The following is a 14,712-nucleotide window of genomic DNA, read 5'->3' on the forward strand; positions in this document are numbered from 1 at the left end:
CGACCGACTAGTTGCTGCGAATGCCTTGCGGTCCGGCGGCGAGGACGCGGTCGTATTCGGCCTTCGCTGCAGTGTTGCGTTCGGTGACGGCACGGCCGTTGCGGGCGATCCAGGCGCCGGCCCAGATCGGCACCTCGCGGGCGACGACCGCAGCGGCGATGGCCCCCGGGTTCAGCCACTGCTGGCTGATGAAGCGCGCCGCCTGGTCGGGCGTGAAGTTCCAGGCCTGCACACTCAACAGCGCCGCACCGATGTAGGAGAAGTATACGGCCACGGCCACCAGGAAGCCGAAGAGCACGTAGGCCCACCAGCCGCCGCGGTTCACGATCAGCACCAGAAGGGCGAACGCGACGAAGAAGAAGATGACCGGCACGTAGAAGATGGGCAGCACGATGAAGTCGGTGAACTTCGAGGCCGTGTCCGCAATGGACAAGCTGCCGATGCCGGACAGCACGAACGCGACCACGGCGTAGAGGGCGGCGAAGATGACGGTAGAGAGCAGGGCGATCAGCACGCCGGGGCCGCGGTTGCTCTTGTAGCGGGGAGCGGTCGGCGCCTGGATGTAGACGGGGGGCTGCGCCGTGGTGTTCGTCGGGGCATAGGCCTCGGCGGGTGGGGCCTCTGATGGGGTCGCAGCCGGGTTCTCGACCGGCTCGATGCGCCGGGTCTCGGCGGTGGTGTTCACCGGGGCGATGTTCACGGAGGCGGCGGGCACGTAGGTGGGCGTCGCGGGCTCGCGGGAGGTCGCGGGGGTGTCATAGGAGATCGGCTCGCCGACGGGGGTGGCCGGGTAGTGCGCCGGTGTCTCAGCGGCAGCATCGGTCGCGTCGCCGGACTCGGCCGGAGCGGAGTGGGAGCCGGTGCCGGTGTAGTCGGGGGCATCCGTGCGCTCCTCGTGGCCGGCGTAGTCGACCGGTTCAGGATTCGGGTCGTTGTTACGGTTGCGGTTGCCCTCAGGGGACGTTGTGTCGCTCATGGTGCGCTCCTTGTGGCCTAGGCCGTGACTGTCAGATGCAACTGTAGCAATGCGAACCCCCCAGCCGAGGGAGGCTCGACCGGGCAGGGCATGCCTATTTTCCGGTGACAGTTGTCGGGGCAGATGAGGCCACGATCGAGTAGATGAGGCCCGAGATCGACCCGTCGACCAGCCTGTCGTTTCCGGATGCAGCAGACGGCTTCGCTTCCGTTGTGCTGTCAACCGGCACCGAGCTCTCCGTCGCAGCAGTCGTGGTCAAACCAGTCACGAGGAATAGTCTCGGGCCCGTCTGCAGTCCGTTGACGAATTTGAGTACGTTGCTGTAGGTCCCGGACACAGTGATCTGAACCGAGAGCGACGCAAAGTTCGCTGCCGTTATGCCCGGATTGGTTACCGGCGGGGATCCCGGCGCGGCAGTCGGACTCGGCGTTGCCGTTGGGGCCGGGCTGGGCGCTGGGGCCCCGGCTTCAGCCGCCGACGCAACGGGGGCCACAAGCGCAACCGGCGTGTAGGCCTCCGCGTCGGCGATCGTGAGGCCCTTCAGAGCAACCTGGTTCGCGCTCGCGAGGGCGTCGAGTTGATCAACGTAGTCAGGCGCGTTGGTACCAGACGGAACGGACTTACTCAAAGAAGCGAGCTCCTGATTGAGGTTGTCGATTCCCTTGAAATCCTCCTTGAGCTTTGTCAGCAACGCCCGGTGGCCCGCATTCGTCTGCTCAACTGATACACGCTGATCGCTCGCAGTTGAGATCGCAGCAACCTGGGGTTGGATGCCAACGACCCAGCCGAGCGCAACGACGAGAACCATCATCAGCGCGGAACCGATGAGCCAGAGCCGATTCTTGTCCATGGCTACTTCACTTCCGTCGCGAAGCGCTTCGAGAAGGCGGCATCGTTGATGTGCATAGTGATATTCACTTTGTAGGTATTGGTTGCCTCGTCCAGGTTGGCCGAACTCGGGAGAGCGTCGGCATACCCTGGCAACGTCGCGAGCGCGTTCAGCCAGGTTGGAACGTCGGGAAGAACCGCGCTTGTCGCGGTGAAGCCAACCGTTGCGACGCGCGCACCCTGGAGTGGCAGGGTCGGCTGGTCATAGATCGCGAGCGGCGAGGCCGAATCAACGGTTATCGCGTCAATCGTCACTCCCGCGGGCAGGGTCGCTTGAACGTTCTCAAGGTATTTCTTCCAGTCAATTTCCGTTGAAGAGCCAACCTGCTGAGCCGCCTCGACGAGGGTGACCTGGTCTTGCACGTTCCGGACCTTTATGTATTCGGACTGCTCAACCAAGAGGCCGGCCGTAAGCGCCTGCTCGTCCGCCAAGCGCGTTTGAGCTTGTAAAGACAAGGTCGATGCCGCGACAGAGCCGACAATCGCGATAGCAAGCAGGCCCACAACGCTGAGAGCCAGGCGCCTGCGCGTGCCCTTTGCTGTGCGTTCCTTGCGGACCTCGAGCGGAAGCAGGTCTACCCGCGGTTCGCCGCCGATGACCAGTGTCTCTTTGCTTTTGTCGCCACTCATGCCGCGCTCCCCAACGCAAGGCCCAGCGCGACAGTGAACGCTGAGCTACTTCCTCGCAGTGCGTCCTCGTCAATCGAACGGGCCAAAGACACCGTCGAGAACGGATCCGCCATCGACACGTCCAAGTGCGTCAATTCCGCCAACGCAGCGGCAAAGCCACTGAGCAGCGATCCTCCCCCGCTGAGTAAAATCCGCTGCACCTGATCAGTCGGTCGGGTATTTCCGTAGTAGTTGATGGTGTTGCGGAGGCTCGTCAGCAGTTCGCTCGTCACCTGATAGATGATCTCGATTGCCGGTTGGTCCGCCGGCAGGACGGCGCCCGTGGCTAATCCCCGGGTCCGTTTGATCGATTCGGCCTGCACCACGTCCACTGCAAGCCCATTGCGGAGAGCCTCCGTGAGGTCGTTGCCGCCTGTTGGGATGATCCTCACGAACTGTGGAACACCATCCTTGACGATCACGACGCTGCTGGTGTTTCCCCCCAGATCCAGGAGCGCTACCGTACCCGTGATTTGCGGGCGAGACACCAGCACCCGGCTGAGCGCGAAGGGAATAAGGTCAACGTCGACCGTTGTCAGCCCGGCAAGCTGGGCGGCCTTGACGTTGCCCAACACAGCTTCTTTCACGGCTGCTATGAGCAGACCGTTGACAACCGGCCCGTTCTCCCCGGTCGACTCAGAGATGGGATAGAAGTCAAGCAGGGCGTCCGCAACGGGGACCGGAAGCATGTCCTGCACTTCAAAGGGCAATGACTCACGGATGCGTTTCAGCGACATCTTCGGAACGGTCAGGTCGCGGGCGAGCACACGTTGATTTCCCATCCCGAGCACGACGTCCTTCGACTTGAATCCGCCCTGGGACCACAACTGTTTGAGTGCGCCCGCGACGGTATTCGGCTCCATCACCTCCCCGCGGCTGACGGCACCGTCGGGCAAGGGAACCTCGAAGTACCGCAGCAAAGTCGGCTTCGCCTTGGCCGGGTCGACCAATTCCACGGCCCGAAGCGCGAGGCTGCCGATGTCAATCCCTACAACGCTCGATGCCACTGGATCCTGCTCTCTGTGATGCACACGATGATCTTTCCTACGCGAAGCCAAGGATGGACAGGTAGCCGTTCCATAGAGGGCGCCCGAATAAAATGCCTATCCAAGCTCCAGCCAGCATCCAGGGGCCAAACGGAATCCCACTCTTGCGACTTGCTCGTCGTGTGAGCAGGAGACCAATGCCGAAAAGCCCCCCAAGTAAGAATGCAGCAAAACCCCCAACTATCAGTTCCCCCCAGCCGAGATAGCCCAGAAATAACCCGAGCACGCCGGCCAGCTTGACGTCTCCGAAGCCCATTCCACCTTTGGAGATGAGGGCGAGAGTCAGGTAGACGGCAAACAAGATGGCAAGGGCGATGCTTCCCCTCAACAGGGCGTTCGCGTTTCCGCCAGTGACAGCAGCGCCGCCGAGCAGCACGAATCCTGTCAGGTAGCTGGGCATTACAATGCGGTTCGGTAGCGTGCGGGTGTCAAGGTCGATGAGGGCGAGAGTGACGCTAACCGCCGCCAGAAAAAGGAAAGCAGCGAGCACGAACACTGCGGATGCAACGCCCTGACCCACGAATACCTGGCTGGCGAAATGACTGGTTACAACAGCGAAGAACAGGGCTGTGCCCAGTTCGACAAGCGGGTATCGAGCGGAGATTGACGCAGCGCAATCTCGACACCGACCTCGCAGAAGAATCCACGAAAGGACGGGGACATTATCCCAAGCGCGGATGCCGGCGCCGCAGGAGCCACAGGCGCTGGGGGGGGAGACGATTGATCGGCCAGCGGGTACGCGGAAGATAACGACGTTGAGGAAGGAGCCGATCAGCAGCCCAAGCCCTCCTCCGGCAACGGCTAACATGCTACCCAACCGCACGATCGCGCATCGTGAGCATTTCCTTGAATTTCGCCGCGGTCCCCGCCGATCCACCCGGGGTCGTGACACCGGTGTTCAAGTCGACGCCGGGTAGTCCGAGCCCGACAAACTCAAAGCCAGTGTTGTTCTTGAAGTCGTTCGCCCCGTTCGCGTACATTTGCCCGCGCCACTTGAAGCTGTTCTTGGCGACAAACCTGCACGGTGTGTACACCATCACGGCCGTGTTCACCTGATCAATGTCAAAACTGTTATTGATGGTGAAATCGCCCTGACCTGTCCCGCATGTGGGCAGACCATTAGGGGTGTTATCGGGCGTTATGAACCACAGTTGGCGCTGCTCTGTGGTCGAGGACTTGAAACCGACGTTGTTGTTGAAGTTGTATTCAGGTGCGAAGACCGCGACGCTAGTGGTCAGATTAACCGTTCCCGTGGCCGTCACTCCCCCCGAGCAGCCGAGGCCGTTGATGATAATCGGGGCGTTGTAGGCAGCTCTCGCCGGGGGCCGGTTGGCTGACGCGGCGGCCAACACGGAGGGCGTCAGTTCACATACGCCCGACCCGTCAGGCGTGGGTGTGTACGGCGTGTACGGGTTTCCGGATGAATCCACCCAATTCGACGCAAGGTAGGTGAAATCCACCCAACCTGGAACCGGAGGCAGCGCACCATTCCGCGTGTATGCGCCGTCGACGCCGGGCAGCGATGAACTGCCGGTCGGTACGGCGGTGTTTGTCGCGGTGAGATTCCCTGTTATGTGCCCAAGCGAGGCAGCGCCCGAAGTCCAAGCGTTGCCTCGAATGGTGCACGCATTGATGTCCAGGTCGCCCCCGAGAACCGTGACGTCACCCTGGATCACCGTATTGTTCGAACAGGAGAGGCTGCCGTTCTTAATCTGAATGGCGGCCGTACCGCTTTGCGAGACAACCAGATTGCCGTTGTTCGCGAAGACCACGCCCCCGTACATGTAGATCGCAGCTCCCGTCGACGGCACTCCTGGCAGCACTGCCGGAACGTAGGTGAAGGTCGCTTCAACGATGCTCTTGTCGCCGCCAGTGATGCCTGCCACTCCTTTCGAAGACGCATAACCGGTCGAAGTCACCTTGAGGCGCTTTGCCTGCACGACAGAAGCAGGGCATCCGTCGACCCAGGAGTTATCCGTCGCACTCAGGGAGTATGAGGTTGCGTAGCCGAATCCAGGTACCGTGGCCGTCGAAACATAGCTTGCCGAACAGGTTCCTCCGCGCAGGGCGACAATGGCGGCATTCACCCCGCTCTCTGCCGCCGCGACTGACTGAATTCCAGCGCGAGTCGAGCTCGTGGTACCTAGCGAGTGCGTCGTGACAGCCGCGAGACTGAGGCCGAGAATCATCAGGATAGCTGCTACCCCAATGACGGCGATGAGCGCGCTGCCGTGATCCTTCGGTTGGCCCGGGTCTGGTCGAGTCTTTAGAAGCACGGCGTGCTCTCCGTCTCCAGGGTTCGCGTGGTTGCGGTCGACTTGATGGGAATCGGCGGGCTTCCGCCCGCTCTCACCGTGAAATCGAGGGTGACGAGTCCGAGGACCGAAGTGAAGACCTGAGCGCCGGCGGGGTTAATACCGTCGCCGAGTTTGGTCCAGGAGGTGAGAGTCGTAGTCGTGGGAGTCGGAATTGGCGCAGCAGGCGAGGTCACCTTCATGTACAGGGCACCGCCGGCGTCCGGTGTGTAGTACCAGGCCTGGCACAACCATGAGGGCGTTTCCTCCCTGCCCGCCGTGCGAACCCTAAGGAGTTGGGTGTTGCCGGTATTGGCGAGACTCACTTTCGAAGCGTTCCTGACGCCGGACTGAACCGTCCGGGCCACAAGTTGGCCAAGATCTGTGGCCTCTGCAACTGTGCGGGTGTCGCGTTCGATTCGCATCGAATTGGTAAGCAGGCTGCCAACCAAAATCAGAACCAGAATGGAGACGAATGACGCAACGAGGAGTTCAATCAGGGTGAATCCTGATTCAGCGACGGCCAATCGTGACCGCAGACGGGACCTCATGGCGCGTCCAGAAGAACAAGCTTTAGAGCCTCGCTCAACACTCTTGTCGAGCCGGACTCTGTCACCCAGACACGAACGGAAACGTTTCGCAGGTAGGGAGCCGTGCACACATCGCCCACCGGAAGGTCGACCGTCCATCGCGGCAGATAGACCCCGCGGTCGTTGGATTCAGTCGCTGGCGTCGTCGCCAGCAGCGATTTGATCGCACTGCAGCTTGACCCCGACGACCTGACCTGTTCGAGCTGCTGCGAGACGATTTGCGTGGCGACCGCAACCTTCGCGTTGGTAGTGGTAGTGGTTATCGACTGCAGGAGGAGGGGAAGAGCCGCGACGGACACCACGGCAAAAAGCATCATTGATACCAGGACCTCGATGAGACCAAACCCCCGATCCTCCAGGATCACTGCTCGGTAACGCCGGTCGGCTGTATGCAACATGCGCGCCTCTCGTTTCATCGAGTTGCCCGGAAGTCTGGAATGTCAAATGCCCAGTGTGGGTGAGACGCCTGGTGCTGGCGTCTCACCCCCACTGGCATTCAAGCTGGAGCTGGTCCCTGTTACGGGGTTGCCGCTGAGAAGACGCCGGCTGCGCAGGTGCCCTTCTTCGCACCCTGGACTTCAGTTGCACCGAAGTTCACGGCCGGTGTCGTATTGCTCTTTACCTGGACGCAGAAGCCGGTTCCGGTGGTAGGAACCGTCAGCACGATCGTGTCCGTGTAGTCGCCCTTCGTGAGCCCGTATTTGGCGTCGATGCCTGTGATGCTTCCTGCCGCGGGAAGGGCGTTCTTGTCGGTCTGGTACGCAATGACGGCGATCTTGGCGTTGGTCGCGTCCGACTGAACGCCACTTTCCTTCGCACTGTTCTGGATTCCGAGGTAGACGGGGATGGCAATGGCGGCGAGGATACCGATGATGATGACGACGACGAGGAGCTCGATCAGGGTGAAGCCCTTTTCGTTCGCGTCGGGATTCTTACGTCGGGCGTTGAGGGCATTGAGGCTGCGAGTGAGCACGATGAAATCCAATCAGTGAAAAGGGTCACAGGAACCGGCTTACGGGAGCCGATCAGGATTCCACTGTATTGGCAGCGATAAACCCCCACGACCCGCGAGAGGGGGCAATTTGTATTCGATACACCCCCAGTCATGGGGGTCAATATTCACATCGGTGATTACGGAACACGCAGCACGCTCCGGACGATTATTTGATTGCGCCCGCGATGCCGAAGATCGGCATATAGAGCGCAATGACCATGCCCCCGATGATGACGCCCAGGAATGCGATCATGAGGGGCTCGATCATGGCGGTGAGTTGCTCGGTAGCCGACTGCACCTCGTCATCATAAAAGTCCGCGATCTTGTCGAGCATGACTTCCAGCGAGCCGGCGTCTTCACCGACTGCGATCATTTGGGTGACCATGGGCGGGAATACCGGCTGGTGCAGGAGAGGCGCTGAGATGGAGTGACCCTGGCGCACCGATTCCGCGACCTCATTGAGGGCGTTCTCGATCACCCAGTTTCCCGAGGTCTCTCCGACGATCTTTAGCGCCTGAAGGATCGGCACGCCGGCGCCGATCATGTTCGAGAAGTTACGGGCGAACCGAGCTACGGCGATCTTCTTTGCCAGCGGTCCGAAGACCGGCAGTTTGAGCTTGAGGGGGTCAACGAACTTTCGCACTCGTTCCGTGTTCTTATTCTTTTTCCACCAAACACTGAAGGCAATGATGACAACGGCAAGAAGCGGCACTGCCCAGGCCATCGAGCGCGAAAGGTAGACCAAAATCATCGTTGGGAGGGGAAGCGCATCGCCCGCGCCCTCGAACATGTCCTCAAAAATCGGCACGATGAATATCAGCATGATCATGACTGCTGCGAGGGACATGAGCAGCACGATGACCGGGTAGGTCAACGCCGACTTGATCGTGTTTCGGAGCTTGACTTCCTTTTCGAAGTTCGCTGCGATTGATTCGAGAGCGCCATCGAGGAATCCGCCCGTTTCACCGGCACGAACCATGTTGACCATGATCGGCGGGAACGACTCCTGGTGTTTGCCAAGCGCATCGGAGATAGATGTGCCCGTCTCGACATCGTCACGCACCAATACGAGAAGCTTCGAGAGCGCTGCACTTTCGGTTTGCTCGGCGAGGATGTTGAGCGCGCGCAGCAGGGACAAACCTGAACCGATCATCGTCGCCATCTGCCGGCTCATGATAGCGAGGTCCTTGAGGCCAACGCCCTTGCTGAATCCCGGGATCGTGATTTCCCGGCTGAGTCCGGTTCCCTCTGGCGAGGCGGCGATCGAAATCGGGGACAAGCCCATCGAATTAAGCCGGGACGCTACTGCTGCCTCGCTCGAGGCATCCAGCTTTCCCTTGATGATCTTCCCGGCCGAATCGCGCCCCTTATAGGCGTATGCCTGGGTGGACGCCATCAGCGCTTGTCCCGCGAGTAGGAATCTCCGAAATCGATGCCGCCGGAGGCTATCGCGCGTCCGATCTCATCACTTGGGGTCTCTGCGCGTTGGATCAGTTGGCCGATAGCGTCAGGCTCCTGCGCCTTTTCCAGCGCCGCTTCACGGGTGATCTGGCCTGCATCGACAAGCTCCGCCAGGTGCTGGTCCATCGTGTGCATGCCCAGTCCTCGACCGGCCTGCATCATCGAGGTGATCTGGTACGTCTTGCCCTCGCGGATCAGGTTGCCGATGGCGGGGGTCGTCACGAGCACTTCCGTTGCCACGACACGGCCGCTCCCGCTGGCCTTCTTCACCAGGGTCTGACAGACGACGCCCTGCAGGGTAGCGGCCAGCTGAGCGCGCACCTGACCCTGCTGATGGGGGGGGAAGACGTCGATCACGCGGTCGATTGTCTGGGCCGCCGACTGCGTGTGCAAAGTTGCGAAGACGAGGTGGCCGGTCTCGGCAGCGGTTAACGCAACCGAGATCGTCTCCAGGTCGCGGAGCTCGCCGATCAAGATCACGTCGGGGTCCTGGCGCAGAACGTGTTTCAACGCGTTTGCGAAGCTGTGGGTGTCGTGCCCGACTTCCCGCTGGTTGACCAGCGATTTCTGGTGCCTGTGGAGAAACTCGATCGGGTCTTCGACGGTCATGATGTGGTCCGCACGGGTGCGGTTCACGAGGTCGATGATCGCAGCGAGCGTCGTCGACTTGCCTGACCCCGTTGGCCCGGTCACGAGCACGAGTCCGCGAGCGAGCCCGGCGAATTTGCCAATGGAAGCCGGCACGCCGAGCTGCTCCAGCGGCTTGATCTCGCGGGGAATCAGACGAAAGGCTCCGCCGATGGAGTTGCGCTGCTGGTAGAAGTTGACACGGAAGCGCGCCCCGCCCGCGGTGTAGGCGAAGTCGAGTTCCTGTTCACGTTCGAACCGCTCACGCTGCTCGGGAAGCAGCAGGCTGTAGAGCGCCTTTGTGACCTTTTCCGGCATCCATCGTGGCGCGCCCTCAATGGGCCGAAGACCGCCGTCCACGCGGATGCTGGGCGGTGCCCCAGCCGTGACGTGAAGGTCGGATGCGTTGCGCAGAACGACCTCCTCGAGCGCCGCCACCAGGTCGGGGTCTGCATTGCCGAGGGCGGCACGCTCTTCAGGGGTGAGCCGTGCTTCCGCCCGGGCAACCTGAGGAGCGATGGCCGGGGGTTCAGCGGAGCGACGACGTCCTGGCGATGTGAGTTCATCGAGCGAATAGACCTTGGTTGTGGCCGTATCGGTCGTCGCGGCGTCGGCGAGCGGCGTTGCGAGCGGTGCGGCTTTGCGCCGGTCGGGATCGCCGAGGCTCCAGCTGCCCCCGGCAGCCCCAGGAGGCGTGACCGGAATTTCATAGATGGGCTGGCTCATGCAGATATCCCCTTTTGCACTATGCGACCACTCGCAAGATTTCTTCGATCGATGTCAAACCCATTTGGGCCTTGGCCCAGCCATCCTCGCGGAGGGTGATCATGCCCTGTTCGCGCGCCACCCGGCCGATTTCGGCGCTCGATGCTCGGGCGACGGCGAGCCGCTCGATCTCCTCGGTCACGGTCATCACCTCGTGCACGGCAATGCGCCCCCGGTAACCGGTCTTCGAACACTGCGTGCAGCCGACCGCCTCGAAGATCGTGGGTAGCGGGCGCTCCGGGTCGAACGCGAAGCGGAGGCGCGTCAGGTAGTCGGGGGTCAGAACGGATGGCGTCTTGCACTTGTCGCAGAGGCGCCGCGCCAGGCGCTGGGCGACCACGCAGTCCAGGGCGGAACCCACGAGGAACGGCTCAATGCCCATTTCCGTCAGCCGGGTGATGGCGCTCGGCGCGTCGTTGGTGTGCAAAGTAGAGAGCACGAGGTGGCCGGTCAGCGAGGCCTCGATAGCGATCTGCGCGGTCTCGTGGTCGCGGATCTCACCCAGCAGTACGACATCCGGGTCGCTTCGCAGGATGGAACGCAGCGCACTCGCGAAGCTGAGACCCGCCTTCGGGTTCACCTGCACCTGGTTGATGCCCGCCATGCGGTACTCCACCGGGTCTTCGACCGTGATCACGTTGATCTCGGGGCGAGCGACCGCACCCAGGGTCGTATAGAGCGTGGTCGACTTGCCCGAACCGGTCGGACCGGTGATCAGGATCATGCCGTAAGGCTTGGAGTAGGAGGTCTTGTAGGCCTCGAAGTTGTGCTCGAGCAGGGCCAGCGCGCGCACGTCGAGAGTCGTGTTCGAGTTGTCGAGAATTCGCATGACGACCTTCTCGCCCCACACGGTGGGGAGAGTCGCAACGCGCAGGTCGATCTGACGGCCGGCATGGCGCACGGTCATGCGGCCGTCCTGCGGTTTGCGCCGCTCGGCGATGTCGATATCGCTCATGATTTTGAGCCTGGAGATAACACCGTTCTGGATGCTCTTGGGTGCGGTCTGCATCTCGTGCAGCACGCCGTCGATGCGGTAGCGCACCCGCAGGCTGTGCTCGCCGGGTTCGATGTGGATGTCCGAGGCCAAGTCCTGGATGGCCTGGCTGACCAACAGGTTCACGAACCGCACGATTGGGGCATCGTCGTCGATGGAGTCCGAGACTCCGAAAGAGGAGCTCTCGGTGGCGGCGTTCTCTTCCTCGAGTGTGGAGGTGAGGTCGCTGAGCTCGTCGTCGGCGCGGTGGTAGCGGGTGATAGCGGCGAGCAGGTCGCTGCGCTCGGCGACAACCTGGGTGACGCGCATCCGTGATGCTTCGCGCACGTCGTCGACGGCGAAGACGTTGCCGGGGTCGACCATGGCGAGGATGAGGCGGCCGTCGTCGACGGCGATCGGGAGCACTTCGTGGCGTTTGCAGACGGCCACCGGAACGAGAGCCACGGCGAGGCGATCGACCGGGTAGTCGATCAGCTCGACGAAGGGCAGGTTGGCTTGCTGGGCCCGAGCCTTGGCGAACTGTACCTCGGTGATGACGCCCTTGGCGACGAGGGCGCGGACGGCGCTCTCATCGGCGGGGTCGCCGGCCATAAGGTGGTCGAGCTCCTCGATCGGCAGCAGACCGTGCAGGATCAAGATTTCGGTGAGGCTGGCCACGCGATCCTCTCGAACAGGCTCGGTAAGTAAGTAACGGACAACGCTATCTCGGGGGCAGGGAATCCGGCCAGACCCACAATGAGGGGGACACGGTTCGAAAAAATGCCTCTGTTCAGTGATCCTAACGGGGCGGGGCTTCGACCCGACATCGACACGACATCGACACCTGCTCGAAACGGTCTGGACGCCCATCCAAAGGTTGTCGATGATGTTCTGTGTGTAGCCCAGCGGGCCGGCATTCGTGTACTTCGTGGCGAGCCAGATGCCGCCCCTCAGAAAGTGGGACTCACCGAAAGCGCCGTCTGCCGTGTCGTCTGGATGACGCACCGGCGGCCCTCCGACTGGGTGAAGCACTCCAGTCCGTTTGCGACGAGCCGGGCCTCCACCGCGGCGCTCTGTTCCGGGGTCACCCAGACCACGGTGGTGATGATCCCGGTGTCGGATCCCCGTACGGGCTCGCCCAGACGCAGGTCAGGTGGTCGAGAGCGTCGATCTGGACGCGCAGCTCGGCATCGTCGGTGCCGTGGGACACGCCGGCATCCGGGTCCTGGCTCCAGACGGGGTTCAGGGTCAGGTCGCCGAGCGCCTCAACCATGGCCGGGCTGTGGAGCTGCGTGCACGCGGTCGGACGTGGAACGCCCGGCGCCGCGGTCTGCCCGGGTGCGGATTGCGTCGGCTTGAGGGTTACCGGGGGCGTGGTGGTGGTCGGAGAACCTGTAGCGGTGGGTGCGTTGGTCGGGGCGGGCGTCACGGTGGCGGTTCCGGTGGTCTCGCCTGGGCCCGGGAAACCCTCACCGCTCCGCCAGACCACTGCCACCACGAGGATCACAAGGAGTGCGGCTCCGAGGACGGCCAGCCCGGTCCAGGCCCGGCGACCGGCTGCCGGCCGGCCCGACGTCGGGGCTCATGCCCGGTGGCGTTCTCGTTCTCGGCCGCATTCTCTGGCCTCATCGGCACATCCTCCGAGGTTGTGCCCTCCACCATAGGCGGGGTCTCCATTGAGGCAACCGGCGGCCTTGCACGGCTTCGGAGCGGCCAGAGTTGGTCAGAGATATATTCGATTATTCCTGTAATTTATGTGAGTAACTCTCGACACTAGATGCGGGCTGGGGTATTCTCTTAACATGACCAACCTCGCGGAAGACCTCAGGCAGGCGGCCGATGCCGTGGCCCTGCTGGGCTCGTCATGCGCTGACTTCGCGGCCCTTCCTGATGCCGAGGTGTTGGCCGGTCAGAAGCGAATCGCTTCGATCCGCCGTCTCGTCGATACCTATGCTGCCTGGATGGCGGCGACCATCGCCGAGCGTTCCCGACCGGAGCTCGGGCACTCGGGCCTGGCGGCGCAGCAGGGGTACCTCTCGCCGGAGGCCCTGATCCAGAACTCGACCGGCTCGTCCAAGGGCGACGCGTACAAGCTGGTCGCAGTCGGCACGATGTTGGCGGATGCGGAGGCGGCCGACAGGCTCGTCGAGGCGGCGCTCTCGACGCCCGACAGGGATGCCGCCGAGGTCGCCGAATTCGAGGCGAAGGTGCCGTGGCAGGCGCCGATCGCCCGGGCCGTCACCGCCGGAACCCTCTCCGTCGACGCGGCCGAGTCGATCCGCGCAGGGCTGGGCCAGATCGACGCCTCGGTCACCGCCGAGAAGCTCGCGGTGGCGCTGGAGGCGCTCCTGGCGGAGGCGTCGTCGCTGAATGCCGATCAGGTGTTCAAACAGGCGAGACGGATGCGCGACCAGCTCGACGAGGCCGGCATCGCCGCCCGGGAGAAGCAGGCCTACGACGACCGCTACCTGCGGGTCTACCGGCTGGGCAACGGCAACGTACGACTCAGCGGGCTGTTTGCCCCCGAAGACGGTGAGTTCGTGCTCTCCACGTTCGACTCGATCACGGGCCCGCGCCGCGGCGGGGTTCGATTCGTGGACGCGGAGCGGGCGGCCTGGGCCAAGAAGATGCAAGACGACCCCCGCACGACCGAACAGATCGCCGCTGACTCTCTGGTGCAGCTGCTGAAGATCGCCGGCGAGGCCGACCCGGGCCGGGTCTTCGGCGGGCGCCGCCCCTCGGTGCGCGTGATCGTGACCGAGAAGGCGCTGAAAGGTGGCCGGGCCGGTCAGGCCGGGCAGCAGGGCCAGACCGGGCCGGCGCCGACGACCGTCCAGACTGAAACGGGCGAATCTGGGCCAGTCGAACCCATCGAAGGGGCCGCTCACGGGCAGATCGAGGGCAACCCGGTCCCGATCTCGCAGGAGACCATCGACCGGCTGCTCTGCGACACCGGGACCCGCGGCATCAAATTCGACGACAACGGCCAGATCATCAACGTCGGCCGCGACGAACGACTCTTCACCGAGAAACAGCGCGCCGCAATGGCAGTCCGTGACGGCGGATGTCTCTGGGTCGACTGTGAGAAACCGCCAGCGTGGGCAGAAGCGCACCACATCAACGAGTGGCTCAAAAACAACGGGTATACGGACCTCGCTGACGGGGTACTCCTCTGTCATCCCCACCATTTGCTGCTGCACAACCAGCACTGGACGATCAGCCGCACCGGAACGCAGTACTGGCTTGGGCCACCGGTCGAGGTAGATCCAGAGCAGACGCTGGTGGCGTTGCCGAGTAAGAGGTCGGGCCTGTAGTCCAGTCACACTTCTCGACGACGGACAATGCGTCAACGTTGGCCTCGCGCAGAGCCTCTCCACCGAGAGGCAACGCGCGGGAATCGTGGCCCGCTACGTCGGATGCCGCTGGCCC

The 14,712-nt window shown here is 62.8% G+C and carries 14 protein-coding genes and 1 pseudogene; 1 reads left to right on the forward strand and 14 read right to left on the reverse strand.

Annotated features, from left to right (window positions below; translation table 11 throughout):
* Positions 1-7: 7 nt before the first annotated feature.
* The 14 genes and pseudogenes from CXY81_RS12170 to CXY81_RS12230 form a co-directional block, all read right to left on the reverse strand.
* The gene (locus tag CXY81_RS12170) at positions 8-976 is read right to left on the reverse strand and encodes a hypothetical protein (RefSeq protein WP_104194973.1); all 969 of its coding nucleotides are present in this window, start codon (positions 974-976) and stop codon (positions 8-10) included.
* 94 nt (positions 977-1,070) lie between these two features.
* A complete protein-coding gene (locus tag CXY81_RS12175) occupies positions 1,071-1,787 on the reverse strand; it encodes a hypothetical protein (RefSeq protein ID WP_146067688.1) in 717 nt (238 codons plus the stop codon).
* Between the two features lie 41 nt (positions 1,788-1,828).
* Positions 1,829-2,494, reverse strand: coding sequence for a hypothetical protein (locus tag CXY81_RS12180; protein WP_104194975.1), 666 nt, complete (start codon positions 2,492-2,494; stop codon positions 1,829-1,831).
* A complete protein-coding gene (gene pilM, locus CXY81_RS12185) occupies positions 2,491-3,540 on the reverse strand; it encodes a type IV pilus assembly protein PilM (protein WP_104194976.1) in 1,050 nt (349 codons plus the stop codon). The genes CXY81_RS12180 and pilM overlap by 4 nt, the downstream gene beginning before the upstream one ends.
* Before the next feature lie 37 nt (positions 3,541-3,577).
* Complete coding sequence (locus CXY81_RS17550) at positions 3,578-4,075, reverse strand: A24 family peptidase (protein ID WP_369828390.1); 498 nt, start codon at positions 4,073-4,075, stop codon at positions 3,578-3,580.
* A gap of 51 nt (positions 4,076-4,126) precedes the next feature.
* Positions 4,127-4,387: pseudogene (locus tag CXY81_RS17555) on the reverse strand (prepilin peptidase); the annotation flags it as partial.
* A gap of 1 nt (position 4,388) precedes the next feature.
* Positions 4,389-5,855 (reverse strand): hypothetical protein, encoded by a 1,467-nt coding sequence (locus CXY81_RS12195; protein WP_158252058.1) that lies wholly within the window; start codon positions 5,853-5,855, stop codon positions 4,389-4,391.
* Complete coding sequence (locus CXY81_RS12200; RefSeq protein WP_104194979.1) at positions 5,846-6,400, reverse strand: PilW family protein; 555 nt, start codon at positions 6,398-6,400, stop codon at positions 5,846-5,848. Before CXY81_RS12200 ends, CXY81_RS12195 begins: the two co-directional genes overlap by 10 nt.
* A 20-nt stretch (positions 6,401-6,420) precedes the next feature.
* Complete coding sequence (locus tag CXY81_RS12205) at positions 6,421-6,861, reverse strand: prepilin-type N-terminal cleavage/methylation domain-containing protein (protein ID WP_158252059.1); 441 nt, start codon at positions 6,859-6,861, stop codon at positions 6,421-6,423.
* A gap of 119 nt (positions 6,862-6,980) precedes the next feature.
* Positions 6,981-7,436 (reverse strand): type II secretion system protein, encoded by a 456-nt coding sequence (locus tag CXY81_RS17300; protein ID WP_104194981.1) that lies wholly within the window; start codon positions 7,434-7,436, stop codon positions 6,981-6,983.
* A 187-nt stretch (positions 7,437-7,623) separates the two neighbouring features.
* The gene (locus CXY81_RS12215; protein WP_158252060.1) at positions 7,624-8,853 is read right to left on the reverse strand and encodes a type II secretion system F family protein; all 1,230 of its coding nucleotides are present in this window, start codon (positions 8,851-8,853) and stop codon (positions 7,624-7,626) included.
* On the reverse strand, positions 8,853-10,271 hold the full coding sequence (locus tag CXY81_RS12220) for a type IV pilus twitching motility protein PilT (RefSeq protein ID WP_104194982.1): 1,419 nt from the start codon (positions 10,269-10,271) through the stop codon (positions 8,853-8,855). Before CXY81_RS12220 ends, CXY81_RS12215 begins: the two co-directional genes overlap by 1 nt.
* 19 nt (positions 10,272-10,290) lie before the next feature.
* Positions 10,291-11,961, reverse strand: a complete 1,671-nt coding sequence (locus CXY81_RS12225; RefSeq protein ID WP_104194983.1) for a GspE/PulE family protein — start codon at positions 11,959-11,961, stop codon at positions 10,291-10,293.
* Positions 11,962-12,367: 406 nt separating this feature from the next.
* Complete coding sequence (locus CXY81_RS12230) at positions 12,368-12,790, reverse strand: hypothetical protein (RefSeq protein WP_104194984.1); 423 nt, start codon at positions 12,788-12,790, stop codon at positions 12,368-12,370.
* Positions 12,791-13,085: 295 nt separating this feature from the next.
* On the opposite strand from CXY81_RS12230, the gene CXY81_RS12235 reads away from it, so the two are divergent.
* The gene (locus CXY81_RS12235) at positions 13,086-14,597 is read left to right on the forward strand and encodes a DUF222 domain-containing protein (RefSeq protein ID WP_104194985.1); all 1,512 of its coding nucleotides are present in this window, start codon (positions 13,086-13,088) and stop codon (positions 14,595-14,597) included.
* Positions 14,598-14,712: the final 115 nt, after the last annotated feature.

It is taken from the genome of Cryobacterium sp. M25 (assembly GCF_002929635.1).
GTDB classification, from domain to species: domain Bacteria; phylum Actinomycetota; class Actinomycetes; order Actinomycetales; family Microbacteriaceae; genus Cryobacterium; species Cryobacterium sandaracinum.